Origin of the sequence: Streptomyces sp. NBC_01439, assembly GCF_036227605.1 — a bacterium.
Taxonomy (GTDB): Bacteria; Actinomycetota; Actinomycetes; order Streptomycetales; family Streptomycetaceae; genus Streptomyces.
Genome location: NZ_CP109487.1, coordinates 4,634,489 through 4,661,383, shown reverse-complemented (window position 1 = coordinate 4,661,383; position 26,895 = coordinate 4,634,489). Strand labels below are relative to the sequence as shown.

The 26,895-nt window shown below is 68.5% G+C and carries 26 protein-coding genes, 1 tRNA gene and 1 pseudogene; 16 read left to right on the top strand and 12 right to left on the bottom strand.

Translation table 11 applies throughout. The features are described from left to right. Positions 1-79 precede the first annotated feature (79 nt). Positions 80-640 carry a hypothetical protein gene (locus OG207_RS20850; RefSeq protein WP_327384165.1) on the bottom strand — a complete coding sequence of 187 codons (561 nt, stop codon included), beginning with the start codon at positions 638-640 and terminating at the stop codon, positions 80-82. A gap of 219 nt (positions 641-859) precedes the next feature. On the opposite strand from OG207_RS20850, the gene trhA reads away from it, so the two are divergent. After that, complete coding sequence (gene trhA, locus OG207_RS20845; protein WP_329099988.1) at positions 860-1,690, top strand: PAQR family membrane homeostasis protein TrhA; 831 nt, start codon at positions 860-862, stop codon at positions 1,688-1,690. Positions 1,691-1,757: 67 nt separating this feature from the next. Here trhA and OG207_RS20840 read toward each other — a convergent pair whose 3' ends face one another. Next, entirely contained in the window at positions 1,758-2,117 is a 360-nt protein-coding gene (locus tag OG207_RS20840; RefSeq protein WP_329099987.1) for a PRC-barrel domain containing protein, read from the bottom strand. A gap of 503 nt (positions 2,118-2,620) precedes the next feature. Between OG207_RS20840 and OG207_RS20835 the strand changes: the two genes are divergently transcribed. Further along, entirely contained in the window at positions 2,621-3,829 is a 1,209-nt protein-coding gene (locus OG207_RS20835; RefSeq protein WP_329107759.1) for a PP2C family protein-serine/threonine phosphatase, read from the top strand. 48 nt (positions 3,830-3,877) lie between these two features. On the opposite strand, the gene OG207_RS20830 is transcribed toward OG207_RS20835, so the two are convergent. Then, entirely contained in the window at positions 3,878-4,216 is a 339-nt protein-coding gene (locus tag OG207_RS20830) for a MerR family transcriptional regulator (protein WP_329099986.1), read from the bottom strand. 1,280 nt (positions 4,217-5,496) lie between these two features. Between OG207_RS20830 and OG207_RS20825 the strand changes: the two genes are divergently transcribed. Further along, positions 5,497-5,712 carry a hypothetical protein gene (locus OG207_RS20825; RefSeq protein WP_329099985.1) on the top strand — a complete coding sequence of 72 codons (216 nt, stop codon included), beginning with the start codon at positions 5,497-5,499 and terminating at the stop codon, positions 5,710-5,712. A 215-nt stretch (positions 5,713-5,927) separates the two neighbouring features. Next, complete coding sequence (locus tag OG207_RS20820) at positions 5,928-6,101, top strand: CsbD family protein (RefSeq protein ID WP_329099984.1); 174 nt, start codon at positions 5,928-5,930, stop codon at positions 6,099-6,101. A 75-nt stretch (positions 6,102-6,176) separates the two neighbouring features. On the opposite strand, the gene OG207_RS20815 is transcribed toward OG207_RS20820, so the two are convergent. From OG207_RS20815 to OG207_RS20805, 3 genes are all read right to left on the bottom strand, one after another. After that, the gene (locus OG207_RS20815) at positions 6,177-6,623 is read right to left on the bottom strand and encodes a DUF2267 domain-containing protein (protein WP_329099983.1); all 447 of its coding nucleotides are present in this window, start codon (positions 6,621-6,623) and stop codon (positions 6,177-6,179) included. Positions 6,624-6,677: 54 nt separating this feature from the next. Next, positions 6,678-7,073, bottom strand: a complete 396-nt coding sequence (locus tag OG207_RS20810) for a DUF2267 domain-containing protein (protein WP_266594581.1) — start codon at positions 7,071-7,073, stop codon at positions 6,678-6,680. Between the two features lie 93 nt (positions 7,074-7,166). Further along, on the bottom strand, positions 7,167-7,601 hold the full coding sequence (locus OG207_RS20805) for an Hsp20/alpha crystallin family protein (RefSeq protein ID WP_202197780.1): 435 nt from the start codon (positions 7,599-7,601) through the stop codon (positions 7,167-7,169). A gap of 129 nt (positions 7,602-7,730) precedes the next feature. On the opposite strand from OG207_RS20805, the gene OG207_RS20800 reads away from it, so the two are divergent. From OG207_RS20800 to OG207_RS20785, 4 genes are all read left to right on the top strand, one after another. Further along, positions 7,731-8,411: an HSP18 transcriptional regulator gene (locus OG207_RS20800; protein WP_329099982.1), complete on the top strand. Its 681-nt coding sequence runs from the start codon at positions 7,731-7,733 to the stop codon at positions 8,409-8,411. A gap of 74 nt (positions 8,412-8,485) precedes the next feature. Further along, positions 8,486-8,884: an STAS domain-containing protein gene (locus tag OG207_RS20795; RefSeq protein ID WP_329099981.1), complete on the top strand. Its 399-nt coding sequence runs from the start codon at positions 8,486-8,488 to the stop codon at positions 8,882-8,884. A 420-nt stretch (positions 8,885-9,304) separates the two neighbouring features. Next, positions 9,305-9,580 (top strand): isoamylase early set domain-containing protein, encoded by a 276-nt coding sequence (locus OG207_RS20790; protein WP_329099980.1) that lies wholly within the window; start codon positions 9,305-9,307, stop codon positions 9,578-9,580. 1,234 nt (positions 9,581-10,814) lie between these two features. Then, the gene (locus OG207_RS20785; protein ID WP_329099978.1) at positions 10,815-11,174 is read left to right on the top strand and encodes a hypothetical protein; all 360 of its coding nucleotides are present in this window, start codon (positions 10,815-10,817) and stop codon (positions 11,172-11,174) included. Positions 11,175-11,279: 105 nt separating this feature from the next. On the opposite strand, the gene OG207_RS20780 is transcribed toward OG207_RS20785, so the two are convergent. From OG207_RS20780 to OG207_RS20765, 4 genes are all read right to left on the bottom strand, one after another. Next, positions 11,280-11,591, bottom strand: a complete 312-nt coding sequence (locus tag OG207_RS20780; RefSeq protein ID WP_329099976.1) for an SCO5918 family protein — start codon at positions 11,589-11,591, stop codon at positions 11,280-11,282. Positions 11,592-11,643: 52 nt separating this feature from the next. Then, positions 11,644-12,048 carry a CBS domain-containing protein gene (locus tag OG207_RS20775; protein ID WP_329099975.1) on the bottom strand — a complete coding sequence of 135 codons (405 nt, stop codon included), beginning with the start codon at positions 12,046-12,048 and terminating at the stop codon, positions 11,644-11,646. 46 nt (positions 12,049-12,094) lie between these two features. Further along, complete coding sequence (locus tag OG207_RS20770) at positions 12,095-13,609, bottom strand: DEAD/DEAH box helicase (RefSeq protein ID WP_329099974.1); 1,515 nt, start codon at positions 13,607-13,609, stop codon at positions 12,095-12,097. A gap of 310 nt (positions 13,610-13,919) precedes the next feature. Then, positions 13,920-14,123, bottom strand: coding sequence for a cold-shock protein (locus OG207_RS20765; protein WP_030647895.1), 204 nt, complete (start codon positions 14,121-14,123; stop codon positions 13,920-13,922). Positions 14,124-14,648: 525 nt separating this feature from the next. Here OG207_RS20765 and OG207_RS20760 point away from each other — a divergent pair. The 5 genes and pseudogenes from OG207_RS20760 (at position 14,649) to OG207_RS20740 (ending at position 22,245) form a co-directional block, all read left to right on the top strand. Beyond that, a complete protein-coding gene (locus OG207_RS20760) occupies positions 14,649-14,780 on the top strand; it encodes a hypothetical protein (protein WP_266594573.1) in 132 nt (43 codons plus the stop codon). A gap of 514 nt (positions 14,781-15,294) precedes the next feature. Then, complete coding sequence (locus OG207_RS20755; protein ID WP_329095407.1) at positions 15,295-16,560, top strand: IS701 family transposase; 1,266 nt, start codon at positions 15,295-15,297, stop codon at positions 16,558-16,560. A gap of 183 nt (positions 16,561-16,743) precedes the next feature. After that, positions 16,744-17,773: pseudogene (locus OG207_RS20750) on the top strand (IS630 family transposase); the annotation flags it as partial. Positions 17,774-18,403: 630 nt separating this feature from the next. Then, on the top strand, positions 18,404-18,730 hold the full coding sequence (locus OG207_RS20745) for a hypothetical protein (RefSeq protein ID WP_266594570.1): 327 nt from the start codon (positions 18,404-18,406) through the stop codon (positions 18,728-18,730). A 1,091-nt stretch (positions 18,731-19,821) separates the two neighbouring features. Beyond that, on the top strand, positions 19,822-22,245 hold the full coding sequence (locus OG207_RS20740) for a SpoIIE family protein phosphatase (protein WP_329099973.1): 2,424 nt from the start codon (positions 19,822-19,824) through the stop codon (positions 22,243-22,245). 641 nt (positions 22,246-22,886) lie between these two features. Here the strand turns inward: OG207_RS20740 and OG207_RS20735 are convergent. Beyond that, positions 22,887-22,957 (bottom strand) — tRNA-Gly (locus OG207_RS20735). A 460-nt stretch (positions 22,958-23,417) separates the two neighbouring features. On the opposite strand from OG207_RS20735, the gene dcd reads away from it, so the two are divergent. After that, entirely contained in the window at positions 23,418-24,005 is a 588-nt protein-coding gene (gene dcd, locus OG207_RS20730) for a dCTP deaminase (protein WP_266594569.1), read from the top strand. Beyond that, positions 24,002-24,499 (top strand): phosphoribosyltransferase, encoded by a 498-nt coding sequence (locus OG207_RS20725; RefSeq protein ID WP_030009869.1) that lies wholly within the window; start codon positions 24,002-24,004, stop codon positions 24,497-24,499. Before dcd ends, OG207_RS20725 begins: the two co-directional genes overlap by 4 nt. Positions 24,500-24,576: 77 nt before the next feature. Here OG207_RS20725 and OG207_RS20720 read toward each other — a convergent pair whose 3' ends face one another. Further along, positions 24,577-25,497: a Yip1 family protein gene (locus OG207_RS20720; protein ID WP_329099972.1), complete on the bottom strand. Its 921-nt coding sequence runs from the start codon at positions 25,495-25,497 to the stop codon at positions 24,577-24,579. Between the two features lie 306 nt (positions 25,498-25,803). Between OG207_RS20720 and OG207_RS20715 the strand changes: the two genes are divergently transcribed. Then, positions 25,804-26,583 (top strand): hypothetical protein, encoded by a 780-nt coding sequence (locus tag OG207_RS20715; RefSeq protein WP_329099970.1) that lies wholly within the window; start codon positions 25,804-25,806, stop codon positions 26,581-26,583. Positions 26,584-26,895: the final 312 nt, after the last annotated feature.

The window sequence follows — 26,895 nt, the reverse complement described above, 5'->3', positions numbered from 1 at the left end:
CCGTTGGACCCGAACAGTAGCGGCGGCGCTCGTCGATGGCCCGTCTACGGCCGTGCTGTGTCGAGAGGAAACTTGGCGCTCATGCACGCCTCCATGCGTCGAGGAAGGCTTTCCGCTCAGCCGGATCAGCTGATTTGTGGTCCGCGTGCAGGACCCGCCAGGCGGTGAGTTCGAGATCCCGGAGCCACAGCTCGCCGATGACCTGCGTCTTGAGGTCGGGGAGGTGGTCGGATTCGGCGAGCGCCTGGCCGATTACCTCTCCGGCTGCGACGCGCTGGGGCGGGGTCATCTCGTCGACAGCCGAGAGGATCTGACCGGCCAGACCGGTGCCTTCTCCGGCCAGCGAACTCAGCACGAACGTCTTGATGTTGGCGGGCAGCAGGTAGAGGGAGCCTGAGGTCCTCCACAGGTCCGACCAGAAGCGTTCTCCGGCCTCGGTGGGAGCGGGGAGCGCGGCCAGCAGTCCGAGGAGGTGCGCGGTGGCCGCGTACCCATCGGAGTGGGCGGATGCGACGACGGCGATGTCGGCGACGCGCTCGACATCGATTCGGCCCGCTTCGAGGCGTGGGTCCAGTCCCAGTCGCTGTTCCAGCTGGTGGGAAAGGGGGGCGGATGCGTGGGAGCGGAACTCGGGAAGCATCGGTGGTCCTTGAACGTAGGAGAGCGGAGAGGCCCGTTCGGAAGCCCTGATCGTTCCCGTGGCTCGCCGACTTACACGACTTCCACGGCCCCAGTTGGGGGCAGGCCTCCAGGACCGGAACCATGGGCGGCTGAACAGGCCGTGTCCGGCGGTGCCGGCCCGGTGGTCCGAGGCAGGCCTCGGGCAATGCTCCTGCGGGCAGGCTCCTAACATGAGCACGTGGTTGCCAGTGACGCCCAGCAGTCCGAGGCAGGAAGGGAAGCAGTGTCCCGCGACGACGTCGAAACCGGCGGTGTGTCTTCCGCACCGACGGTCGGAGGCTGCGAGGCAAGTGGTCCTCCCTCCGGATCGCACCGTGACAAGGCTGCCGAGGGCTCCCACCCGGTTGCCGACCTGGTCGAGCGAGCGGCCGATGTGGTGGAGCCGATCAAGCCGAAGCTACGAGGCTGGCTTCACGCCGGAATGGTCCCCGCATCGCTGGCCGCGGGCATCGTCCTCATCTGCCTGGCTGGGACGCCGCACGCCACCCTGGCCTGCACCGTGTACTCCGTCACCGCCTGGATACTGTTCGGGACGAGCGCCGTCTACCACCTCGGCACGTGGGGACCACTCGGTGAGGCCGTTCTGCGTCGCCTCGACCACGCCAACATCTTCCTGATCATCGCCGGCACCTGTACCCCGCTTGCCGTGCTCCTTCTTCCCCCTGACCAGCGGTCCGTCCTGCTGTGGATCGTGTGGACGGGCGCTCTGGCCGGCATCGCCTTCCGTGTCCTGTGGGTCGGAGCTCCCCGCTGGCTGTACACCCCCTGCTACCTGGCCCTGGGTTGGGCACCGGTGCGTTACCTGCCCGACTTCCTGGACAGTGGTGGGACGCCCGTACTCGCCTTGATCGTGACCGGCGGGCTTCTCTACAGTGCGGGCGCGGTTGTCTACGCCCTTCAGCGCCCCGACCCCTCGCCCCGCTGGTTCGGCTTCCACGAGGTCTTCCACGCCCTGACCGTGGCAGCCTTCACCGCGCACTACATCGCCATCTCGTTCACCGTCTACTGAGCACGGCAATGTTCTGCCCGGGGGCTGCTGTCGCCCTGGGGCGGGCGAGTTGCCGGCTGGCTTCGGGTCAGGGTGCGAGGGGGCGGCGGAGGGAGAGGTAGTAGTTGCCGACGGCGGACAGATAGCGGTGGTCAGCCGTTTCGCTGTCGGTGGTGAACTGGGGAGCGGCTTTGATCTCTTCCAGGGTCCCTGAAACCTTTACCGTCCGTGTTTCGGTGTCGATGCCGGCGACGGCGCCGGCCGGGATCAAAATGCTCTTGCCGAACACCCACACGCCGGTGTCGACGACCAGATGTTGCATGCCGGGCTGGTCCTGCTGGCGGTCCACGTGCCCGATGGTTCCGTCAGCCGCCTCAACCGTGAACCCCACCATTGACTGCCGGGACGTGTAGCCGCTGTCCTGCGCGTACATCCACACACCGCTCACAACCCCGTCTCCTCACGCTCGGCTCGAAGGCGGCGGCCAGCCACACCGCCGACTTGACTCGTCCATCCCCATGCCCCGGTGCTTGCCCCGCAACCGGGTCCTCTGAGGATTCCGGGCGTGTGCGCTACACCGGTGGCCGGGCGGCGTCCCCGAGAGGGCCGATGCCTGCTGTTCGGGTGAACCAGTCAGGCAGCGCGGACTGCACGGGCAGCAGCAGCCACCTGGCGTGCGGGTCCTCGGGCAGGGTTGAGGACGGTCGGCCCCGCGGGCTTCTCGGATCTGTGCCGGCCGTGGTCACAGGCTGCGACCCCAGATGGGATGGCTTCGACGAGGCAGGGGGCCGCCCCTAAGGCCTCGTGCGCTCGGAAAGAACGTCAGGGAGCTGTGCTCGTGGAGGGCTGGTCCCACGGTGTCGGAGGAGGAGAGGAGCGGCCATGCCCCCGACCGAGGAGCGAGATTCAGGCGCCCATCAGGGGCGCGCCGGCGGAGAGCAGCTGGTGGAGGTGGACCTTGCGGGCGTGCTCGCGGCAGCGGAATCCGCCTCCCCTGTGGAGTCCCTGGACGTTGTCGCGCGGCTGCTCCGGGACCGCCTGCAGGCTGCCTCGGTCTCGTTCCTGATCGTCGACTTCACCGGGTCGTCAGTGGTGCGGCTCGGGGCAGCCGACAGCGTCGAGTCTGACGAGCCCCCTGAGCGCGTCGCTCTGCCCGGCACCCTCTACGCGGACGCGTTGCGCACACAGCGGCCGGCCCTCCAGCGAGAGGGCAACAGCCGGGTCAGGGTCGTGGCGCCCGTCACCAACCGCGGCGACGCCATCGGCCTGCTCGAACTCATCCTGCCGGATCACCCCGACGACTTCGCGATGAGGCAGATCGGCGCGACCGCTCACGCCCTGGCCTACATCGTGATCGCCAATCGGTCCTTCACCGACGTCTACCAATGGGGTCGCCGTACACGGCCCCTGAACCTGGCCGCCGAGATCCAGCACCGACTCCTGCCCACCTCACTGGCGTGTGAGGCAGCCCAGTTCACGGTCGCCGGAGCGCTGGAACCGGCCACGCACGTCGGCGGTGACACCTTCGACTACGTCGTCGACCGCGACACCATGCAACTCTCCGTCACCGATGCCATGGGCCACGACGTGGAAGCCGCGCTACTCGCCACCCTCGCAGTGGGCGCCCTTCGCAGGGCCAGGCGTGCCGGCGCCGAGCTCGAAGTACAGGCCTTGGAGGCCAACCGGGCCGTCATCGACAACGGCAGGCGGGGCTTCGTCACTGGGCAGCTGCTGCGCATCAGCCTGCTCGACGGGACCACTCAGTTCGTCAACGCCGGGCATCCCTGGCCCCTGCGCCTCAGGCGGGAAAGGGTCGAGCAGATGGTTCCCGAGGTCGATCTCCCCTTCGGTATCCAGCCGCGTACCGACTATCGGGTGCAGCGGCTGGACCTGCAGCCGGGTGACCGCCTTGTGATGCTCACCGACGGCATGCTCGAGGGCCGCGCTGTGGAGGTCGATCTGCCCTCCCTGGTTGTGCGCACGGGCGATCTCCACGCCCGCGAGGCCTCCCGCGCTCTGGTCGCGGAGATTCTGCGCGCGCATGGTGGCCGTCTCCAGGACGACGCGACGGTCATGTGCCTGGACTGGCACGGTACCCACCAGGTCACACGCAGCGCTGACGCCGGGGCGGACCCGGCGGAGGCGTCCGCACCCGAATAGCACTCCTTCGACGACCGAGGCCCGTCGATCCCGACGGGCACACTCGGGTCAGGTCGAGGACGGCGGCGCGGATGATTCGGCGGCGCGGCGGTACTCGGCGTTGATGCGCTGGGCTTCCTCGAGCTGGTCTTCGAGGATGATGATGCGGCAGGCGGCCTCGATGGGGGTGCCCTGGTCGACGAGTTCCCGGGCGCGGGCGGCGATGCGGAGCTGGTAGCGGGAGTAGCGGCGGTGGCCGCCCTCGGAGCGGAGCGGGGTGATCAGGCGGGCTTCGCCGATAGCGCGGAGGAAGCCCTGGGTGGTGCCGAGCATGGCGGCGGCCCGGCCCATCGTGTAGGCGGGGTAGTCGTCGTCGTCGAGACGGCCGAACGAGTCGTCTGCTGTCATTGAACCTCTCTCATGGAACGCATGGAGGGGCCCTGGTGCCGTACGGCACCAGGGCCCCGAAGGAACTACTACACCATCTGTCGGCCCTGATACTGCGCCGACCCTATGTTTCCGCCGACCCGACCGAGATGCTGCCGGGAGTGCGGGGATCGCGGTTGCTTGACCGGAGACCACCTCACTATCGATGTCCTGCGGTACCCGGGCTCAAGGCTTCCGCCCGGGCGATCCTGATGGTGCTCGGCTCCTCCGTTCTTCCCTCGGTGATCAACTGCTTACTGCTGGTACTGCTCTACTGCGTACTGCTGGTGGCCTGTGTCAGCGCCACTCTTCGGCAGCCAGCCCCGTTGCCCATCTTGCGTGTGCTCTGGCTTAGAACCCCACTGCCGAACTTCCCGGTGCGCGCGCCCGCAGCCGACGCCTTCACCGAGGTGCTGCTCACTTACTTCACTGCTGGGTACTGCGAACTGCACTTACGGGTACTGCCACTGCGTTAACTGCTGGTACTGCTCACGGCGGCCCCTGATGACTGCGGGCCACCCGGTCCGGTCGTCAGTCCCGTCGCCGTCCTGCGACAACCCTGGCTTCGGAACTCCACCACCGCACCGTCCTGCGCACTGCAACTGCGGGTACTGCTGCCCGGCAGTTCGTCTCTGCCAGGCCTTGCTGTCTCTCTGGGCTACGAGAGAAACCATAACCACGTCACAGCCCAATGTCTACTCCGGCCGTCATAGATTTTCGTGTGGCGGGTGAGGAGGTAATCGACCTCGAACGCACGGTCGCTCCTGTCGATGCGCAGCACAGGGAGCAGCTGGGGGCGGCCAACGGTGTGTGCCTCATCGAGGGCCAGAGCAACGGTCGAGAGCGTCGCGGCACACCGGAAACGGTGTCCTGGAGGATGGAGGGATCGTTTTGACGAACGTGACGGACGATCATTGGGCGGACTCCAGCCGCGGCGCACAGGCCGGCAGCGGCCAGCGCAGAGCGGTTGGCCGTCTTCCGGGACAAGCGCGCCGAAGGCCTTCCCGTAGCCCGGCACACGCCCGTGGCCGGATTCCCGGAGAACCCCCGGACCAGGGCACACCCCTGTACACGCAGCTTGCCGAGGAATGGGCTGCCCGCGGCGCCGCCGTCCCCGGCCGCCCCGACCCGCTGTGGCAGCGTCTGGCCTCTTCCGAACACCTCAGGCGCGAGACGGAAAGCACCTTGCGCCAGCTCCACCTGGCGGGGGAGGCCCGCCCCGTGGATGGCTCAGCCGAGTCGGTTCAACCGGAGGCACTCCCGTGAACCACGCTGCACTGGTGTGCCGGGGCTGCTTCGGCAACCTCTACGCCGTCTCCACCAACTGCGCCCCCGCCGCACCCTTGCCCACCTGGGAAGTCGACCACGACCACACCTCGGCCAACTGTCCCCTGCGCCCTCTCCTGCCGCTGGAAGGTGCGGCCGCTCACGTCCACGAGCTCCCCGACGCCAGCCACGTCCTGACCGGGCCGGTCTGACACGATCGCGGCTCCTCACCACCGCGCTCCGGCTCGCTGGCACGGGCACCTCCATGAGGCGCCGCGCGAACCGCTGCGACATCCAGGCCGGCTGGCCCATGGCCGAACGTTTCGCCCCGAGCGTCACCCCATTGCCGGCCTGTCTGTTTGGGAGGGATCCCACCGGTCATACGGGGTTCTGTAAGACCTTTCCATCGAACAGGGAGTGATCAGCTGTGTCTGGTGAGCAGAAGGCCGAGGCGAAGGGCGAGCAGGCCAAGGGCAAGCTCAAGGAGACCGCTGGCCGTCTGACGGGCAAGGAGCGGATGACCGCCGAGGGTCGCGCGGAGCAGGCCAAGGGCGATGCCCGCGAGGCCAAGGAAAAGATCAAGGACACCTTCAAGCACTGACGCCTCGTGTCCACGGGGCCGGGACCGCAGGAGCGGTCCCGGCCCCGTTGCATGTCTGCGCGCAGCCGGCTCCGGTCAGGCGGCGGCGCGCTGAGGCCGGCGCAGTTGCGCCTGTCCGAAGAGGAGTGCGTAGTCGTCGGGGAGTCGCTGGAGGACGCGGGCAAGGAGGTCGGGTCCGGCGAGCGCGGTGACGGTGGCTAGTACGGCGCCGGTGTCCCAGCGGGCGATGGCCGGGCTCGCGCCGGTTCGTGCGGCCAGGTCCTTGACGAAGCCCCAGCCGGTGAGCTGCTCGGTATCGGGGATCTGGGCGGTCAGGGTGAGGGCGGCTTCGACGGGCAGGCACTGAGCGAGGTCGACGCGCTCGTCACCGGTGACCTGCCGGCCGAGCGCGGCAAGCACGGTGCGGACGGCTTCTTCCGCGCGTTCGCGGGTGGGGTAGGCGCCCTCGTAGCGGACGCGTTCCAGCATCTGGTCGAACGTCATGGCGGGGGTGAGCCGGTCCGGTCGAGGCTGGTCGTACATGGTGCTGCGGTTGCCTTTCTCTTCGAAGGTTCGAGTTCCGGCCGTCGACGCCGGTCAGATGGGCTGGGGGTGCCCGAAGAGGAGGTCGTAGCCGGGCGGGAGCTGGATCAGGACCTCGCGCATGAGGACGTCACCCGCCGCTGCGGCCACGGTGGAGAGGACCGCGCCGATGTCCCACAGGGCCGTCTTCTCGGTGGCGCCCTCGATCCAGGCCGCGGTCGCGCGGACGAAGCGTTCGGGTGAGAGCGGTTCGGCGGCCTGCAGGGGATTCAGAAGGATCAGGGCGTACGTCTCGGGGAGCCGGGCGGCGAGCTCGGCCCGCACGGTGCCGACCAGGTGCGCGCCCAGTAGGGCCAGGACGACGCGCGCCGCCCGTTCGGCTTCCGGCAGGGTCGTGTACTCGCCGCGTTCCTGGACGTGGGCCAGGAACGCCTCCCTGCGTATCGACATCACGTCACCTCCGGGGAGGGGTGAAGGGGCGAGGGGCGCGGAGGACGGGGTGCCGGAGGGGGATCGGTTCCCCGTCCTCCGCTTTGGGGCCGATCAGCCGGAGATCTGCTTGCGGCCGGATTCGCCGCCGATGCTGATCTTCCGCGGCTTGGCGCGCTCGGCGATCGGGATCCGCAGGGTCAGGACGCCCGCGTCGTAGTCGGCTTCGATGTGCTCGGTGTCGAGGGTGTCGGCCAGCATGATCTGGCGGGAGAAGACGCCCAGGGGCCGCTCGGAGAGCTCCATCTGCACTCCGTCGGACTTCCCCGTGGGCCGACGCTCGGCCTTCACCGTCAGCATGTTCCGCTCGACGTCGATGTCGATCGCCTCGGTGCTCACACCGGGGAGGTCGAAGGCGATCACGTACACGTCACCCTGACGGTAGGCGTCCATCGGCATCACCGACGGCTTCGACCACGTGCCAGACGTACCCGACAGCTGCTGGACGATCCGGTCCATCTCGCGGAACGGGTCGGTGCGCATCAACATCGCGAAACACCTCCAGTTGGTTCAGGCAGAAACTGCCAATGCGCTTCAACGTGCCTCCGTTGTAACATGTCATCGAAACGATGACAAGTAAGCAGTCATCTGGAGGATGACAAGCCAACGGAGAGTCCCATGAACGAGGCCGAACGCGAGGCCACCCCACCGCCCACCCAGGTCCCCTTCCTCGCCGCCGCGGCGGCACTGGAGACCATCGACCAGGCCCTGCGGGACGCGCAGCGACCCTCCGCAGCACCAACGACGGCCCCGACGGGGCGCGCGCCGGACCCGGGTCCACACCCGGCCCTGGCCGCGCTGTTGCTGCTGCGCGAGGTCCGCGAGCAGCTCGCCGACTGGGAGAGCGGGCTGATCGAGACCGCCCGCGGGCGGGGCGCGAGCTGGGCCGACCTCGCGGGCCCGCTCGGGGTCGCCAGCCGCCAGGCCGCAGAACGGCGCTACCTGCGGCTGCGCCCGGGAGCGGTCGGGAGTACCGGCGAGCAGCGCGTCCAGGCCACGCGCGACACGCGCGCCGCCGACCGCACGGTGACCACCTGGGCCCGCGACCACGCGGCCGACCTGCGCCGTCTCGCCGGCCAGGTCACCGCTCTGACCGATCTCCCCGACGGTGCCGAGGGCGCCGTCGGCGACCTGAACCTGGCCCTCGCCGCCGACGACGCCGCCCGCCTCGTCCGCCCTCTGATCGACACCCGTGCCCACCTGCGACCCGAGGACACCGAGCTCGCCGAACGCATCGACGCCCTGACCCGGCACACCGACCGGCTCCGCCAGGAAACCCACGACCAGCGAAGCACCTGACCCGCCCCTCCCCCGAACCGCCGACCGGACCACGGGCTTCGGGGGCCACGACACGAACCCAGGAGTGACCCACCATGGCCGAACGCCCTTCCCCGGAGGCCGGCGGCAACGCCATCGCCGTGGAAGTCCTGGAGCACGCCGTTGCCATCAGGCCCTCGGGCGAGATCGACATCGAGACAGCCCCCGCCCTGCGGTTCGCCCTCGCCGAAGCCCTCACCCACGCCTCACCGGCCAAGCCCGTGACGGTCGACTGCAGCCGCGTCTCCTTCTGCGACTCCGCCGCGCTCAACGCACTCCTCGCTGCCCGGCGCGCAGCACAGGAGACCGGAACCGTCGTTCGCCTGGCAGCCCCCAACCACCAGCTCCTGCGCCTCCTGGAGATGACCGGCACCCTGCCCCTCTTCCCCGCGGACCACGACCCGCCGCCCGGCGACCGCTCTTCGGAGGGATGGCCGGACGGCCTGCCTCACTAGGCACACCGGTCGCGTACGGGCGCCGCCCATCACCGGCGGGGACGGTCGCCTTCCGGGGCCAAGCCCCTGCCACCGACCAGGACCGAACCCCCAGGCCGCCCTCGCCGAGGTGGGCTGGAATGGGGGTGACGCTGCTTCGGGGCTATCCGGTCCGAAGTTTGGCGTGCTCGCGGAACGTCTGCTTCGCATGGCGCAGGACCCGGCCGGTGTGGCTACGGGGCCCCGGCCGGGTCCTGCTTGCGTGGGGCAATCCGTCGTCCTACCCCACGTGCACTGTCACATGTGCCCGGTTGCGCGTCCTGCTGGGTGCAGCGGGTGGGTGACCCGGTGGGCAGTACGGCGGCGTCGGCGTGCGCGGCTCCTGCTCTGCCCTGACCATGGGCCCGTACTGTCCCTCCCCCTGTCCGTCAGGAGTCTCTCGTGCTGGAACGCGCCGTGCGCAAGAACCGCGCCAAGGTCACCTTCGTTCTGCCCGCCGACATGCCTGCGGCCGAGGTGAGCGTGGTCGGCGACTTCAACGACTGGTGCCCCGGCGTGCACCCTCTTACCCTCCGCAAGGACGGCAACCGCGCGGTCACCGTTGAGCTGCCCACCGGCAGCAACCATTCCTTCCGCTACCTGGCCGCCGACGACTACTGGTTCAACGACGACACCGCCGACGAGCACGACGGCCGCAACAGCCGTATCCGCACCTGATCGCGTCTGGCAAGTGCTCTCCTAGTCCTGGCAGCTGCCGTCCTGGGCGATGAAGCCGGCTCCTTCTCCGCATCAACCTTCACGGCGAGGCCTCCCACTCCATGCGGAACGCGGAGGGTAATCGCCCTGGTTCGTGACTAGCCGGGCCGCTTCCACGACAGTGCCGTGGCCGACGAGCTCTCGGACGTGGGCGGCGCTGCGCAGCTGGGTAGCGGAAGTAGTGGCGGAGGACGCAGGCGAGCGGAGCGGGTGATCAGACAGGCCTGGAGAGCAAGAGGGGGCGGAACGAAAGGAGGGGCCCCGGTGCGTTCAGCACCGGGGCCCCGAAGGAACTGCTACACCATCTGCCGGCCCTAGTTCTGCGCCGGCCTACTGTCTCCGCCGACCCGTCCGAACGGGGACAGGCTGTGCGGGGATCGCGGTTGCTCGACCGGAGACCACCTCACTATCGATGTCCTGCGGTACCCGGACTCAAGACTTCCGCCCGGGCGATCCTGATGGCGCCTCAACTCCTCCGTTCTTCCCTCGGCGATCAACTGCTTACCAAACGGGAGAGACTGCAACTGCGGGTTACTGCGGTACTGCGTACTGCTGGTGGCCTGCTGCAGCGCCACTTTTCGGCAGCCAGCCCCGTTGCCCATCCTGCGACTGCTCTGGCTTAGAACCCCACTGCCGAACTTCCCGGTGCGCGCATCCGCAGCCGACGCCTTCACCGAGGTGCTGCTCACTACTTCACTGCTGGGTACTGCTCACGGCGGCCCCTGATCACTGCGGGTCACCCGGTCCGGTCGTCAGTCCCGTCGCCGTCCTGCGACAACCCTGGCTTCGGAACTCCACCACCGCACCGTCCTGCGCACTGCAACTGCGGGTACTGCTGCCCGGCAGTTCGTCTCTGCCAGGCCTTGCTGTCTCTCTGGGCTACGAGAGAAACCATAACCACGTCACAGCCCAATGTCTACTCCGGCCATCATAGATTTTCGTGCCCGCCGAGGAGAGCTAGACGTTCGCGGTCGGACTGGATGCGCAGAGCAGCCTGCACAGCAGGTCAGGGGTTCGGGCCCCGTTTCCTGTGCGGCCATACCGGTGGATTCGGCTGGCCCATGGTCACCGCATCGCACGAGCAACCGGTGTCGTCACCCGTCGGGGCTCCGGCGGGAAGGCGGTGAGTGCACTTCTCGACCGGTAGTGCTACCGGTCGAGAGGACGGGACGACTGGTGCATAAGATCGGCTCTCATGTCGAAGCCTGACGAGCTGCTCGTTGACGTTGCCACCCTGGTGGAGTCAGGGCAAAGCAATCAGATGTCCCTTACCGTTGTCACCGGTGGCGCTGTCATCACCGGTCGGCTGGCACCCGAAGCCGTGTGGAGGCAGCGGGTGTCGGAGGTCCTGACGGATTCCGCCCGCCTGGGCGAGTTCGCCGCCATCTTCACCGCCACGACACCCCACGAGGGACCGCCCACTCATCTGCACTTCCATGTGGCCCGCATCCTTCAGGGCACGGTCGGGATCCCGGAGACGGGTGGGATGTATCGCGTCTCGATCGCGGAAGTCAGCGCCTGGACCATGGGCGACTTCAGCTACTCCGACCACTGACCGACATCGCGTAAGAAACCCCTGGGTACGCGGGAGGGCCCGACCGGCGTGTGCCGGTCGGGCCCTCCTCGCTGTTCGGGTGTCGGCTCGCGCCGGTCCTGTCCGTCAGACGGTCACCGGGATGCCGAGCATCTCGGAAGCCTGCTGGAGCGGGCTGAGGACGCGCCTGGGCGCGGCGGCCCGGGGGAGGCCGCGGCAGGTGAACCCGAGCTGGGTCATGGCCCGGAGGACTTCACCGGCGCTGAAGTCGCGACGGTCCTGGCGCGTGATGACCTGACCGACCTGCTTGACGGGGTAGGTACGGCGCCCGACGATCACGGACTCGCCGACGACCTGCTCGGGCTTGATGCCCTTCATCGACTCCAGGACACCGCTCTTGGTCAGGTCGAACGGGAAACGGGCGATGACACAGCGCATGTTGCCTCACAGGAAGAAGAAGACGGGGACGGCCGTGCCGCGGTGAGGCGGTTCAGCGGGCAAGGGCGAGGACGCCCAGAGCACTGCCCTGCTCATCGACGACCGGCAGGGCATCGAGCCGGCGGTAGCGCATCGCGTGTTCGGCTTCGGCCATCGTGGTTGCGGGTGAGGCGACCGGCCCGCGGTTCCCCAGCAGGTCGCGGAGACGGACCCGGTCGGTGTACGCCGCGCTGTCGCGGATGGCGGTGAGCTGGGCCTGCGTGACCAGCCCAGTGCACAGGCCGTCCTCGTCGCAGACGAGCAGATGACCCGCGCGGGCGCCGGCCATGACGGCCAGGGCCACCTCGACCGTCATGTCGTCACATACCTGTGGACCGGCCGCCTCCATCGCGTCGTCCACCGTCCGGTGCACAGGGTTGGCGTTCGCCGAGCGGGGCTGCATCTGGACCAGCGTCAAAACGTACCTCCTGCAGAGATGGGTCAGTTTCCTGATCACGTGCTTCTCAGGCCGCCGCATCGAAGGCGGACTGCCGCACGCTCACGCGCCGGACCGTCGAGGCGGGCCGTCGCCTGCCGCGGGAGGCCGCGCTGCGCTTGGCGCGTTCGACGACGGGTGCGGTGATGACGACGGGGATGCCGGAGGGGGCTTGGGCGCCGGTGATCCGGTTCAGTGCCTCTTCGCCGGAGCGGACCTGGGTGGTCTGCGGTGTGATGCCGGCGGCCTGCATGAGGCGGGTCATGTCGCGGCGCTGGTTGGGAGTGACGAGGGTGACGACGCTGCCGGACTCGCCGGCGCGGGCGGTGCGGCCGCCGCGGTGGAGGTAGTCCTTGTGGTCGGTGGGCGGGTCGACGTTGACGACGAGGTCGAGGTTGTCGACGTGGATGCCGCGCGCCGCCACGTTCGTCGCGACCAGTACGGTCACGTGTCCGGTCTTGAACTGGGCGAGGGTGCGCGTGCGTTGGGGCTGCGACTTCCCACCGTGCAGGGCGGCGGCCCGCACTCCGCTGTTCAGCAGGTCCTGGGTCAGCCGGTCGACGGCGTGCTTGGTGTCCAGGAACATGATCACCCGGCCCTCCCGGGCCGCGATCTCCGTCGTCGTGCGGTGCTTGTCGGCGCCGTGGACGTGCAGCACGTGGTGCTCCATCGTCGTGACGGCGCCCGCGGACGGGTCCACCGAGTGCACGACGGGGTCGGTCAGGTAGCGGCGCACCAGCAGGTCGACGTTGCGGTCGAGGGTGGCGGAGAAAAGCATCCGCTGCCCCTCAGGACGCACCTGGTCCAGGAGGGCGGTGACCTGCGGCATGAAGCCCATGTCGGCCATCTGGTCGGCCTCGTCCAGGACGGTGATCGCGACCTGGTTAAGCCGGCATTCGCCACGGTCGATGAGGTCCTTCAACCGGCCGGGCGTAGCCACGACGACCTCTGCGCCTCCGCGCAGAGCTCCGGCCTGCTTGCCGATCGACATGCCGCCGACGACCGTGGTCAGGCGCAGCTTCACGGCGCGGGCGTACGGGGTGAGGGCGTCGGTCACCTGCTGGGCCAGCTCGCGGGTGGGGACGAGGACCAGGGCGAGGGGCTGGCGGGGCTCGGCGCGCTGCCCGGCGGTGCGGGCCAGCAGAGCGAGGCCGAAGGCGAGGGTCTTACCGGAGCCGGTCCGTCCGCGGCCGAGGACGTCGCGGCCTGCGAGGGTGTTGGGCAGGGTGGCTCCCTGGATCGGGAACGGCACGCTCAGGCCCTGCGCGCCTAGGGCAGCAAGCAGCTCCGCCGGCATGTCGAGGTCGGCGAAGGCCTCGACGGCGGGCAGCGCGGGAGTGATGGTCTTCGGCGGAGCGAACTCGCCCTGTACCGCTGCGGGTCGGCGGCCGTAGCCGCCCGAGCGGCGCGGACCTCCGGAACGGCTCGGGGCCGACGAGCTGAAGCGGCTGCCCCGCTCCGAACCGGCGGCAGCGCCGAAAGCGGGGCCGCCGGTGCGGCTGCGGGTGCGAGAGGAACGGTCGTTCGTACGTGTGCGGTTCATTCAGAACCTTTCCTTGATGCGGCGCGTATCAAGGAATTCCCGCAGCGAAACGCAGCGCAGGGAATCACAAGAACGGGCCGAATGGAATGCGAAAGCGACTCTGGCCAACAGAGATTCTGTACGGGCGCATGCGCTGAGATGAGGTGGCGTCACGGGGACGCGAAATCAAGAAATCGAGTGGGGTGAAGTGCCGAGCAGGCTGTAACCCTGAAATGCTTCATCCCGCAGGTGACACCGCTGCGGGAAATGCGTGCAGCTGGGGCCCGCACCCCAAGGGATGCGGGCCCCAGCTACGAAATGCGCGTCAGCGTCAGGCGGGAACGATGTTCTCGGCCGTCGGGCCCTTCTGGCCCTGCGCGATGTCGAAGGTGACCTTCTGGCCTTCCAGCAGCTCGCGGAAGCCCTGGGCGGCGATGTTCGAGAAGTGGGCGAAGACGTCGTCGCCGCCACCGTCCTGCTCGATGAAGCCGAAGCCCTTGGCCGCGTTGAACCACTTCACGGTGCCAGATGCCATGTCATATCTCCTTTGGGGCAGTACACCAGCATCCGCACCATACGGACACCGTGTCGCCGCGATGATGCCCCGCCGGAAAATGACCGGAAATATGAAGCACTCGAATGTGGCGCGGAGGCCGACTGGAGCGCTTGAAGTTTTTGGGTACCAAAACTGCAACCGAGACCGACAGTAGCACGCTGCAGCGGTTCGTGTGCGTTAAATATCTCCATCGTGTGCGGTGCGGAAAAACTCTCCCTGCGGGGTCCATTAAACTCTCTGACCGCGGGGATAGATATTGATTCCCCCCGAGTGCAGCGTTTCGCGAGCAAGGGCGTCCGCCAGCTGCGACGTGCAGTCCAGGGGGCGTGAGCCTGCGGGGTGGGTCCGCAGCGCCCTCCCGAAGGGATCCGCAGCTCGCAGGTACTCCATGACGGTCTCGGGGGTGCCCACGGCAAGGCGGCAGCGACCCGGCCCCGCACCGCTGCACGTCTGTTCCGCAGCGCCCGACCATCACTGCGGTCGTTCGCGAAGCCGCTCTCGCAGGTGGAGGAGAACCTCGGTGTCGGCGACGTTGACCAAGGCTGCCAAAAGGATCCGGATGCGAACATCATCGCCATCGTGTACAGCCCGCACGATGGCCTCGACGGAGGCGGCCGCCTCAGCGGTAAGGAATGATGGGCCGGCCGTGGTCCGCACGTGAACGGCAGGGTCATCCGTGCCCGGCTGCTCTGCCGGAGTGCCCTGCGCAGGGTCACTGTCTTCATGCACCGGCACCTGCGGGAACCTCCTGGCGAAATGGTCAGCCGAACCGTGATCCCAGTGGCCATCTCACTGGCACGGCCGGACCATGAGCCGCCCCCGAGCTCCGGTGTGCAGCTTTCTCCGAGACTGTCCCGCTGCGAGGCGTGGCACTCTCGTCGCGAGCACCATTGGTGGGGAAGGTGGCGCAGGTGATGGCTGAGTTGAAGTTCGAAACCGTCCGGTGCCCGCACTGTTCAGCCTGCCCGGCCACTGGGCAGGCTCGCACCATCGCCGCCGACCGGCGCCGGGTGACGGTGACGTGGCATGTCCCTTCCTGCCCGCACTACGCCGCCGATCGCGTGTTGGCGGGGAAAGAGGACTAGTAGGGCTTGGTCAGGTTGGGGCTGGTGTTGCGTGTCCTAAGGGCTCGGTGAGTCGTTCAAGACGTGTGACGCCGGAGGAAATTGCAGCTGTACGTGGCGAGTTGGAGGACTTCGCGGCGGAGGTTTTCGAGCCGTTCGCGCGTAAGGATCAGCGTCGGTGGGGGCGGGTTTACCTGCGGGGCCTGCTCACGGACGGGCAGCGCAAGTCGGTCGAGCCGATGGCCGCCCGGCTGGGCGAGGACGGGAACCGTCAGGCCCTGGCCCACTTCATCACCACCAGCCCGTGGGACCCCGCGCATGTGCGGGCCCGGCTGGCCTGGAGCATGGAGAAGGCGATCCGGCCCACCGTGCTGATCTTCGATGACACCGGCTTCCTCAAGGACGGCAATGCCTCGGCGTGTGTCTCGCGGCAGTACACCGGCACTGCGGGCAAGGTCACCAACTGCCAGGTGGGCGTCTCCCTGCACCTGGCCTCGGACCACGCCTCGGTGGCGGTCAACTGGCGGCTGTTCCAGCCCGAGGCCTGGGACCCCGCCTCGCCGAAGGCGGACCCGGCCAAGGTCGCCCGCCGCACCGCCTGCGGCATTCCCGACGACACCGGGCATGTGGAGAAATGGCAGCTGGCCCTGGACATGCTGGATGAGACCCGCTCGTGGGGCATCGAGGTGCCGCTGGCCGTCGCGGACGCCGGATACGGAGACGCGGCGGCATTCCGGCACGGCCTGCAGGCCCGCGGCCTCAACTACATGGTGGGGATCTCCACCACCCTCTCGGCCCAGCCCGGCGAAGCCGTGCCGGTGACCGAGCCCTACTCCGGGAACGGACGGCCACCCGTGGCGAAGTACCCGGACAAGCCGCAGTCGGTGAAACAGCTGGTCATCGCGGCCGGCCGGAAGACGGCGAAGCCAGTGCAATGGCGTGAGGGCTCCCGGCCCGGCACCGGCCGCAGCGGCTTCAAGCGGATGTACTCGCGGTTCGTGGCCTTGCGGATCCGGCCTGCCGGTCGCGAGGTCCGCCACACGGTCGAGGGCCCGGAACTGCCCGCATGCTGGCTGCTGGCCGAGTGGCCGGCCGACCAGGGCGAACCCGTTCAGTTCTGGCTCTCCGACCTGCCCGCCGACACCCCGCTGACCACCCTGGTCCGCCTGGCCAAGCTCCGCTGGCGCATCGAGCACGACTACCGCGAGATGAAACAGGCCCTGGGACTTGCCCACTTCGAGGGACGCACCTGGAACGGATGGCACCACCACGTCACCCTCGTATCCGTCGCCCACGCCTTCTGCACCCTGCAACGACTGGCCAGAGCCCCAAAAGACATGGCGCCGGCCTGAGCCTCTACCAAGTCGTCCGCGAGCTACAAACCCTCCTCGCGACATGGACCGGCGCATGCCCCACCTGCCACCGCGGCATACCCACACCAACCCCAACCTGACCAAGCCCTACTAGTGCCGGATCAAGCAACGTTTGCCCCGTCCTGACATGTCGCCCGGTTGCTACGCCGGGCGGCGCCAGACGCCCAGATGGTGCTGCTGTCAGCGCAGGGGATGCCGGTGGCGAAGATCGCTGAGGTGACGTTCACCAGCGTGGACCGGGTCCGCGATGTGATCCACAACTTCAACGCCGACAGCTTCGAGTCGCTCTATCCGAAGTACAAAGGCGGTCGGCCCAGGACGTTCACCCTTCCCGAGCGCCGTGAGATCAAGAAGACCGCCAAGTCCAAGCCGGTCGAGCACGGCCTGCCGTTCTCGACCTGGAGCCTGGCGAAACTGGCCGACTTCCTGGTCGCCGAGGGGGTGGTCGACGACATCAGCCACGAGGGCCTGCGCATCCTGCTCCGCGAGGAAGGCGTCTCCTTTCAACGCCTGAAGACCTGGAAGACCTCCCGCGACCCCGACCACGCGGCCAAGAAGGCCCGGGTCCAGCACCTCTACGCGATCGCCGACGGCGAGGTCATACCCGACGAAGGCGGGCCCGGAGTCATCTTCTGCATGGACGAGTTCGGCCCCCTCAACCTCCAGCCCCACCCCGGACGGCAGTGGGCCGAACGCGGCGGCCGGCACAAGGACCCCGACCGCGACACCGCCCCCGCAGGCGAGCGACCTACAACCGCCCGCACGGCGTCCGGAACCTGTTCGCCGCCTACGACCTGGCCAAGGACCAGCTCTACGGGCACATCAAGAAGACGAAGAACCGCTCGAAGTTCCTGGAGTTCGCCGCTACCTGCGCTCGCTGCACCCGATGGACTTACGCATCGCGATCGTCTGCGACAACTACTCGCCCCACCTGACCACCAAGCGGTGCCAACGGGTCGGGACCTGGGCCGAGGCGAACAACGTCGAGATCGCCTACACCCCGACCAACAGCTCCTGGCTTAACCGGATCGAGGCCCAGTTCACCGCCCTGCGCTACTTCGCCCTCGACGGCACCGACCACGCCAGCCACAGGGAGCAGGGCAGCATGATCCGCCGCTACATCATCTGGCGGAACAAGCACGCCCAGGATGAGCGCCTCCGCAGCGTCGTCAGCAGGGCGAACATCGCCTGAATCGAGCAGAGCGCCTCGTCAATCAGGCCCCAGCAGATGGGCGTCCTGGGACTGCGGATCCCAGATGACCAGGCGGAACTCCGCTGACAAGCTCCTCGATCGCCTTGATTGCCGCGTCGCTCCGCGACGAGAAGCTCAGATTCATGATCACGGGGTCGATACCGATCGTCAGCGGCGTCGACATCCACGGCGACTCTGCGGCGAAGGGGGGGGCGGTCTGGGAACAGCGAGCGCAGCTGCTCATAGAACCCGACCACTCGCTCATCCAACTCACCCTCGTCGTGGTGGTCGGAGGTGCCGATCGAACATCGCACGCGCCGCCGCAGCGTCGGCTGATTCGTCCATCGCCAGAACCGCAAGATCGAAGCTCACGGGGCTATCTTCCACCCCGCCTCATCGGTACGACGCACGGGGCGGAGGTTGTCTGATGCGGCACTAGCTCCGGTGTGCTCAGCGATGCAGTTCGACATGTTCGTTGAGACGGCCTGAAATGCGGCCAAGGGCAGCGGGATGGCGCTCTCGGCGCGGGAACCGGGCAGGGGTTCGGGGGCGTGTGTGCTCCGGTACGTGAGATCGAAAGGGAGAGGCCAGGCACAGATGACTGCATCGAGGGAGGGCAAGGAGCCCGGCTTGGGGTGGTTCGTGACGGGGCCGCTGCTCGCCGTGGCGGGCACTGTGATGGGAACCGCTCTGGCATCGCAAAGGTGGGCGGACTGTGCGCACGGCATGGACGCGCCGACCCGTACGGGATTTGTGATGATCATGCCGTTCGCCTGGATCGGCATGACCCTACTGCTCGGGCTTTTCCAGACCATCTTGGTGGCGGTGCTACCGGATCAGACAGAACCCGAGATCAAATGGGTGGCCCTGTTCGTGGCGGCCTGTGTGCTGACCCTCCTGTACTCCTTCGGGATGGGTTCCCCGGACATGACGCCGGACGGCTCCTGCGTGCGGTAGCAGTCCACCCTCGTCAAGGGGGCGAACGTTGCCTGACGCGGTACTAGGTAGTCCCGTCGCGGGTCTGCCGCCTGGCCCTTTCGGCCAACCGCCTCTTTGGGGAAGCGAATTCACGCGGCGGGTGCAGTCATGTGACGCAGGTCATCGAGAACGCGTCTCGCGATCCGAGATCGGCGGGGCCCGTGTGGTGCAAGTGGTGCGCGGCTGCCCCTCCGAGCAGGGGATTTCCGCCAGTTGGGGCACGTGGAGGGCACGGCGAGGGTGGAGAGGTCTAGACAACGACGAAGGCCCAGGTCGGTGACCTGGGCCTTCGTTCAAGAGCGGATGACGGGAATCGAACCCGCGCTATAAGCTTGGGAATCACTCGGCGCTTGAGCCGCATGTGGTCTCTGAGCTGCGGAAACATGCCCTTGGTCGCGCCGGTGCGGGGTTCGGTCGCACCAGTGTTGACCGCTGTTGACCGCCCTGACTGGCACGTAGTGGCACGCTGGGGCCAAGCTCCACGGCCTGGTCGCCCAGGACCGCCTGATCGTCACAGTCACGAACCTGACAGCGTCCGGCAGGCGAGGACACTGCCGAGGCTGGTGGTGCATCTGTTGACGGCCGACAGCCTCGGCCCCAGGTCAGGGGCTGGGCAGCAGCTCGAGCCCGAGCCTTCGGGTCCTGGTCAGGCTGTAGGGCGTTCCTGCGAGGGTACGGAGGGAAGGCGAAAGGCTGAGGACCATCGGTGGGCCCGCGAACGGATTCCCTCCTCATGTGTGCTGAATGCGTTCCGGGGCAGTCTGCCCGCCGGCAGACTCGTACAGCTGACGCCCGACGTACTGCCGACCGTGCAGCGAGGGAGGTGGCGGGGCGTTGAGCTGGGGCTTTACGTTTCGATGAGTGCCTCTCCGGGGCCACGTGCTCTTGTCGGACAGGTACGCAGCGGTTTTGGTGCGGCGTCCCTTCCGCGCCCGCCGACCTGCGCGTGCGCGCGAGGAGAGTTACAAGTAAGAAGGGAGCCGACGTGACGGATACGAGGTTTTCGCCGGCCTGCGGTCTCTGCTGAGTCTCCTCAGCCCCCGAGAGCCCCAGGGCAGGATGGGCGATGAATGGACATGGAAAATGCAGGCCCCTTCCGAAACGACCTCGATCAGTTCCCGGATCAGGCCACCTCGGCTACGGCAGTCGTCGACGCGCGGGGAATCGTGACGGGGTGGAGTTCCGGCGCACAGCGGTTGCTCGGGTACTCATACAGGGACGTCGTCGGGCGTCCCGCGGCACGTCTGCTCGGCGGGAACACCGACGCCGAAGTGCTTTTCTCCGCGATTCTCGAGGGGCGCGGGCCGATCCCGCTGCGGCATCAAGACGGCGACTACCTGAATGCCGAGTTGCAGGCGTACACGTCGCTCGACCGTGAGGGCAACACACAGTGGCTCTTCATGGTCACGCCGCAGCAGCAGCCACGTCCAGACAAGGACGAGGCGACGACAGAGGAGGCCTTCGCGCAGTGCCACCTCCCTGTGATGCTCTACGACGCCGAGTTGCGGGCCTTGCGGGGGAGCGCCGGTGCGGCCCGCGAACTGGGCCTCACGGAGGAGCAGATGCGTGGTCGGCGGGTCACCGACATCCTGCCTCCCCACATCTGCACCACGGTCGAAGAGGGCATGCGCCGGGTGTTCGAGACGGGAGAGCCGGAGCGGTTCCAGGTGCATGGCCGACCGCGGCGCGGAGCCCGCGACAAGTACTGGGCCGTCTCCGTCTCCCCCCTGAGGAACCCGGCAGGACAGGTGCGACACGTGCAGCTCGTCGCGCTCGACGTCACCGAACAGCACCGGGCCCGGGAACGGCTCGCCCTGCTGAACGACGTCAGCGCACAGGTGGGTAGCACCCTCGACGTGATGCGCACGGCCCAGGAGATGGCAGACGTGGCGGTGGGGCGGCTCGCCGACTTCATCAGCGTCGACCTGCTGGACGGGCTGTTCCGCGGCGTCGAGCCCAGGCCGTCCGCCACCGGCTCCGTAGCGCTGCGCCGCGCCGCGCAGGGGTCCATCCTCCCCGGCACCCCCGAGTCGGTGATCCAACCGGGCGAGGTGGACTACTACCCGGAATCCTCGCCCCCCGCCCGCTGCCTGAATACGGGCCGGTCGTCGCTGCACCGCACCCTGGACGAAGCCATCGAGAGCTGGCAGGTCGCCGACCCCGAGCGCGCAGGGAAGGTCCGCGACTTCGGGATGCATTCGATCATGGTCATCCCGCTGCGGGCCCGCGGCATCACGCTTGGCGTGGCCGTACTCGTCCGCCACCGCTGCCGGGACTCCTTCGACGAAGACGATCTGCTCCTTGCCGAGGAAATCGCCGCACGCGCTGCCGTGGCCGTGGACAACGCCCGACGCTTCACCCGCGAGCGAGCCACAGCTCTGGCCCTGCAACGAAGCCTGCTGCCACAGCGACTCCCCGCCCAAGAGGCAGTGGAGGTGGCCTACCGCTACCTCCCGGCCCGGTCCCGGGCAGGGCTGGGCGGCGACTGGTTCGATGTGATCCCGCTGTCGGGCGCACGGGTCGCCCTGGTCGTCGGAGATGTGGTGGGCCATGGTCTGCGTGCCTCCGCCACCATGGGGCGGCTTCGGACCGCGGTACGCACGCTGGCGGACGTCGACCTGCCCCCCGAGGAGCTCCTCGTCCATCTCGACGACCTTGTCACCCACCTCAGGGCGGAGGAGGACGCGGAGGATCCCGAGGCTGAGATCGTCACCGATCTCATCGCCACATGTCTGTATCTGGTCTACGACCCGGTCTCGCGACGCTGCGCCGCCGCAGGCGCGGGCCACCCCCCGCCCGCCGTGGTCACGCCCGACGGCAAGGCGGAGTTCATAGGTCTTCCTGTCGGGCCGCCGCTGGGAGTCGGCGGGCTGCCTTTCGAAGCGGTCGAATGGGAAGTGCCCCGAGGCAGCGTCCTCGTGCTGTACACGGACGGTCTCGTCGAGGTCCCCGAACACGACCTCGGCAAGGGCATGGCGCTACTGCGTCGGCGGCTGGAGCGCCCTGCTCACTCGCTGGAGGCAACCTGTGACGACCTGGTCCAGGATCTGCTCCCCGCACAGCAGGCGGATGATGTCGCACTGCTCGTCGCCCGCACCCGGGTCCTCGACGCGGGTCAGGTGGCCACCTGGGATCTGCCTTCCGACCCGGCCGCCGTGGCCGACGCCCGTGACAAGGTCTCCCGCCGCCTCGCGGACTGGGGACTGCATGAGGTGGTGTTTACCGCCGAGCTGGTGGTGAGTGAACTGGTCACCAACGCGATCCGGTACGGCACCCCTCCCATTCAGCTGCGCCTGATCCGCGACACCGTGCTCATCTGCGAGGTCTCTGACGGCAGCAGCACCGCCCCGCACATGAGGCGAGCGCGCATATTCGACGAAGGCGGGCGCGGGCTACTGCTCGTCGCTCAGTTCGCTGAGCGCTGGGGAACACGCCACCGGGCCGGTGGGAAGTCGATCTGGGCGGAGATCGGCGTTCAGGACGATCGATCCTGACGGTGCCCGGCCGCCTGCGGCACAACCGCCCCCGCGAGCAGCGCGGACCGTGAGGGCGACTGCGAGGGCTCACTCGAGGCCAAGGGGGCCCGCCTGCCACTGGCCGGAGCTGGCCCACGGGCGACTCCTTCCGTAACGAGCTGGGGACCTCCTTCAGCACCACCGGCACCTGGGAACTCGACCAGCCCTCTGCCGGCAACCGGCACGCCCTGCTCCGCCTGAGCTTCGACCCGCCCAAGCCGGACCTGCCCACCCCCGACACCATCGACCTGCTGTCCATCGGCATTGACGCCAAGCGGACCTTCATCTACGCCGACGACCCGACACCTGTCCGGACTTCCGCCTCCAGCGGCGCTGAGGCCGCTGCCGCCAGTGTGCCGTCAAGTGGGGGGCGGGAGACGGCAGTCCAATCCCCGCTTGGTAGGCGCGGATTCACAGCCCACCGATCAGGCCTGACGCAGGTCACAAGAAATGCGTCTCGCGATGTGAGACGCATCCGCGTCGAGGCGGTGCGGGCAACGAGCCGCGGGCCCTCCAGGCAGGGCATTCATGCGAGACGGGGCACGTGGAGCGCACGGCGACCCCTGAGGGGTCTAGACAACAAACAAGCCCCAGGTCTCGTGACCTGGGGCTTGTTCAAGAGCGGATGACGGGAATCGAACCCGCGCTATAAGCTTGGGAAGCTCATGTTCTACCATTAAACTACATCCGCATGCTGGGTCAGTTGCCTGGATCCCTAGCGTTGCTCACTCTACCTCATGATCGACCCCCGGTGAATTTGCCGCGGGGTCGTTGTCCTGTGTGGCGTACACCGGGGCGTGTGGGCCCGGGAGTTGGGGCGTAACGTGTGGGTGTGGAGCGGCGGCTGGAGTGGGTGCCGATCATCCCCTAATGTGGCGATTCGTCGCAGTACGGCTCGTTGGGGAAAGGGACTCGATGGAGCACACCGTCGTCCGTTGTGCCGAAGGGCACGTTTTCAGTACCGCCTTCTTCCCGCTGCAGCACCTCGGTGCCGGCCGGATCGGGCCCGGGCGGCTGCTGCGGTGCCCGCGGTGCGCGCGGTTGCGGCACGCCGTGCCCGTGGGCGGCGCGAAGCGGTAGTCGCAGGGGCGGGCGCGCGGGTCGGCGCTCTCGATTGGGGGTGGCCCGCGCGCTCTGCGTATCCTCGGGACGTGCTTCTCTCTGACAAAGACATCCGGGCCGAGATCGACAGCGGACGGGTTCGCATCGACCCGTTCGAGGAATCGATGGTGCAGCCCTCCAGCATCGATGTACGTCTCGACCGGTACTTCCGGGTGTTCGAGAACCACCGCTACGCCCACATCGATCCGGCGATCGAGCAGCCGGACCTGACCCGGATGGTCGAGCCGGAGGGCGACGAGGCGTTCATCCTCCACCCCGGTGAGTTCGTCCTCGCCTCGACGTACGAGGTCATCTCGCTGCCCGACGACATCGCCTCCAGGCTGGAGGGGAAGTCGAGCCTGGGCCGCCTCGGCCTGGTGACGCATTCGACCGCCGGGTTCATCGACCCCGGGTTCTCGGGTCACGTGACCCTGGAGCTGTCGAACCTCGCCACCCTGCCGATCAAGCTCTGGCCGGGCATGAAGATCGGGCAGCTGTGCATGTTCCGGCTCAGCTCGCCCGCCGAGTTCCCGTACGGCAGCGAGCGCTACGGATCCAGGTACCAGGGGCAGCGCGGGCCGACCGCCTCGCGCTCCTTCCAGAACTTCCACCGCACCCAGGTGAGGCACGAGGCATGAGCGACGTACGCGAGAACCTGACCTACGACGGCTTCGGGCGCGCCGTGCGCGAGCTGGCGCAGACGATCGCCGACGACGGCTACGAGCCCGACATCATCCTGAGCATCGCCCGCGGCGGGGTGTTCGTCGCCGGCGGCCTGGCGTACGCGCTCGACTGCAAGAACATCCACCTGGTGAACGTGGAGTTCTACACCGGCGTCGGCACCACGCTGGAGATGCCGGTCATGCTGGCGCCCGTGCCCGAGGCGATCGACTTCACCGACAAGAAGGTCCTCATCGCCGATGACGTGGCCGACACCGGCAAGACGCTGAAGCTCGTCCACGACTTCTGCCTGGGCCACGTCGCCGAGGTGCGCTCCGCCGTCGTCTACGAGAAGTCCCACTCCCTCGTGAAGTGCGAGTACGTGTGGAAGAAGACCGACGAGTGGATCAACTTCCCCTGGTCGGTCGAGCCGCCCGTCGTCAAGCGCGAGGGCCAGGTCCTCGACGCCTAGCCGACCGGCATCGTGCAGAGGGCCCGCCGCGCGGACAGTGCGCGGCGGGCCCTTTCGTGTGCGGGGCGCGGTCGCGGTTAGATCGTGCCCAGCTTGATGATCGACAGCAGTGCGACCAGCTGGATCGCGGACGCGCCCAGGGCCTTCGGCCACGGCAGGTCGTGCGACTTGCTGATCAGCGAGGTGAACAGGGCTCCGGCCGCTACCCACGTGGCCCAGCCCAGTACCTGTACGACCATGTTGTCGCCGCCGAGGAACACCGCGAACAGCAGGCGCGGCGCGTCCGTGATCGACATGACCAGCATCGACAGGCCCACCGTCGGCTGCCACGCGCCGTCGCCGCCCAGTTGGCGGGCCAGGGTGTGCGTCACCGCGCCCAGGATCAGGCCGCAGATGACGAAGGCCACGCCGGCGGACAGGACGATCGGGATGGCCTTCGGCACGGTCGCCTTGATGACGTCGTCGCGGGCGTCGTCGAGGCCGAACACCGCGAGGAGCCCGTAGAGGAAGGTCACGATCAGTGCGGGGCCCCAGACGGCGTAGTCGCGCATCTGGAGGAAGGTCTGCCCGGGCCGCGTCACGATGCCGCGGAGCAGTTCCTTCCACGGCAACCGCGGTCCGGACGGCACCGCCGAGGCCGCACCCGCCTGGTACGTAGCGCCCTGGCCGTACGGGTCCTCGCCGATGGCGAAGACCTGGGTGTGCCCCGGGTTGTCGTTGTAGCCCCCGCCGCCGTGGCCCCCGCCTCCGTGGCCGTACGGGGGCTGCTGCGCGTGCGGCTGCTGCTGCCCGTACGGGTCGAAGTACTCCGGCTCGCCATGACCTCCCGCGCCCGGCTGCGGCCACTGCTGCTGCGGCGGCGGGCCGCCGACGGGAGGGTAGGGCGGCTGGCCGTACGGCGGCGGTTGCTGCTGACCGTACGACTGCTGCTGCTGCTGCGGGGGTTGTTGCGGAGAGCGGTTGTTGTCCCTGCCGCGTCCGATCCTGAATCCAGCCACGTGATCGAACGTACCTGGTCCGACGAGCATCGGTGGACGGGCAGCCGGAACAGCCACCCTTTGCGGCTGACCTGTGACATCCCTTAGGGGTTCCCGGAGGTGCTGTCCCCACCCCGTGTCCGATCGTGCTGCACGTCCGATTTACGGGCCTGTGTTGCGTTCTGGGGCTCTTTGTTACATTCCCGATGGGATACGCACATATCGGGTCCGTAGCTTCGTACTCGTCGTCGCCACGCAGCGCGAACGGCCACGAACGACCACGAAGAGCACGAGTACACGAGTACACGAGACACGGAAGAGCCCCACATGCGCATCACTCGCCGAACCAGCCTCCGCAGCGCCGCCGTCTTCGTCGGCGCGGCCACCGTCCTGGCCCTCCCGGTCGGGTCCGCCTTCGCGGACTCTCCGGCCGTACCAGGGCCGGAGGTGCTGCCGTCCGTCGAACAGACCGCGAGCGTCCGCGCGTACGTCACCACCGTGAAGCTGGCGGACGGGTCCGTCGCCAAGGTCTACAAGGTGGGCAAGAGCCACTTCGAGGCGGACGTACTCGCCGGTTCCACGAAGCTGGACACACTGGTCGCCAAGGACGGGGCGGTGTCGTACGGGCAGAGCAACGGCCTGCGCGTCGTGCTCCGCCCGAACGGCACGGTCACCTCCTGGATGGTCGGCGCGCCGAAGCCGCAGGTCGGGAAGGAGAGCTCCGTGCGGATCACCATGCCCGACGGGCGGACCGCCAGGCTCGTGGACGGCCCGCACGGCAAGCGCGTCGAGATCTCCACGCCGAAGGGCCGCGCCGCGCTCGCCACGATCGACCTGCGGCGTCCGAGCGTCCACCACGACGGCTGGACGTACGGGCTCGTCCGGGAGGGCGAGCGCGAGAAGTTCGTCGTCGTCGACGGCAGGGGCGGCGGGAACAGCTGGGTGTACGACTTCAGCGGCAGGCTGATCGAGAACCACACGGTCGACCCGGTGGGGCGGAGCGCCGGGAAGGGCGCGAAGGCGGTCGCCCCGGGCAGCGGTACGGCCGCGGCGGATGCGGCGGATGCGACCGGGCTGGGCTTCGCCGTGCTGCGGGGCCAGGGCTGAGTCCCTCCCGTACCCGTACCCGTACCCATATGACGGAACGGCCGGTCCCCCGGGTGGGGACCGGCCGTTCCGGTGCGGGTGCCCTGCAGGAGTCCTGCGGGCGCCCTGCGGGCGTCCTACTTGGCGTCGGCCTCGGGCTTGTCCGCAGTCTCGGCGTCGGCCTCGGGCTTGGCCTCGGGCTTGTCCGCGGTCTCGGCGTCGGCCTCGGCGTCGGCCTTCGCGTCGGTCTCGGCGGTCGCCGCAGGCTCGGTGGCGGCCTCAGCCGCCTCCCCTTCCGTCTCGGCCGCGGCCTCCGGCTCTGCCTCGGGCTTC

Coding starts and splice junctions, on each gene's coding strand:
- OG207_RS20850 (WP_327384165.1), bottom strand. CDS start 640: ATGCTTCCCGAGTTCCGCTCCCACGCATCCGCCCCCCTTTCCCACCAG.
- OG207_RS20830 (WP_329099986.1), bottom strand. CDS start 4,216: ATGACAGCAGACGACTCGTTCGGCCGTCTCGACGACGACGACTACCCC.
- OG207_RS20815 (WP_329099983.1), bottom strand. CDS start 6,623: ATGTACGACCAGCCTCGACCGGACCGGCTCACCCCCGCCATGACGTTC.
- OG207_RS20810 (WP_266594581.1), bottom strand. CDS start 7,073: ATGTCGATACGCAGGGAGGCGTTCCTGGCCCACGTCCAGGAACGCGGC.
- OG207_RS20805 (WP_202197780.1), bottom strand. CDS start 7,601: ATGTTGATGCGCACCGACCCGTTCCGCGAGATGGACCGGATCGTCCAG.
- OG207_RS20800 (WP_329099982.1), top strand. CDS start 7,731: ATGAACGAGGCCGAACGCGAGGCCACCCCACCGCCCACCCAGGTCCCC.
- OG207_RS20795 (WP_329099981.1), top strand. CDS start 8,486: ATGGCCGAACGCCCTTCCCCGGAGGCCGGCGGCAACGCCATCGCCGTG.
- OG207_RS20785 (WP_329099978.1), top strand. CDS start 10,815: ATGTCGAAGCCTGACGAGCTGCTCGTTGACGTTGCCACCCTGGTGGAG.
- OG207_RS20780 (WP_329099976.1), bottom strand. CDS start 11,591: ATGCGCTGTGTCATCGCCCGTTTCCCGTTCGACCTGACCAAGAGCGGT.
- OG207_RS20770 (WP_329099974.1), bottom strand. CDS start 13,609: ATGAACCGCACACGTACGAACGACCGTTCCTCTCGCACCCGCAGCCGC.
- OG207_RS20765 (WP_030647895.1), bottom strand. CDS start 14,123: ATGGCATCTGGCACCGTGAAGTGGTTCAACGCGGCCAAGGGCTTCGGC.
- OG207_RS20740 (WP_329099973.1), top strand. CDS start 19,822: ATGGACATGGAAAATGCAGGCCCCTTCCGAAACGACCTCGATCAGTTC.
- OG207_RS20725 (WP_030009869.1), top strand. CDS start 24,002: ATGAGCGACGTACGCGAGAACCTGACCTACGACGGCTTCGGGCGCGCC.
- OG207_RS20715 (WP_329099970.1), top strand. CDS start 25,804: ATGCGCATCACTCGCCGAACCAGCCTCCGCAGCGCCGCCGTCTTCGTC.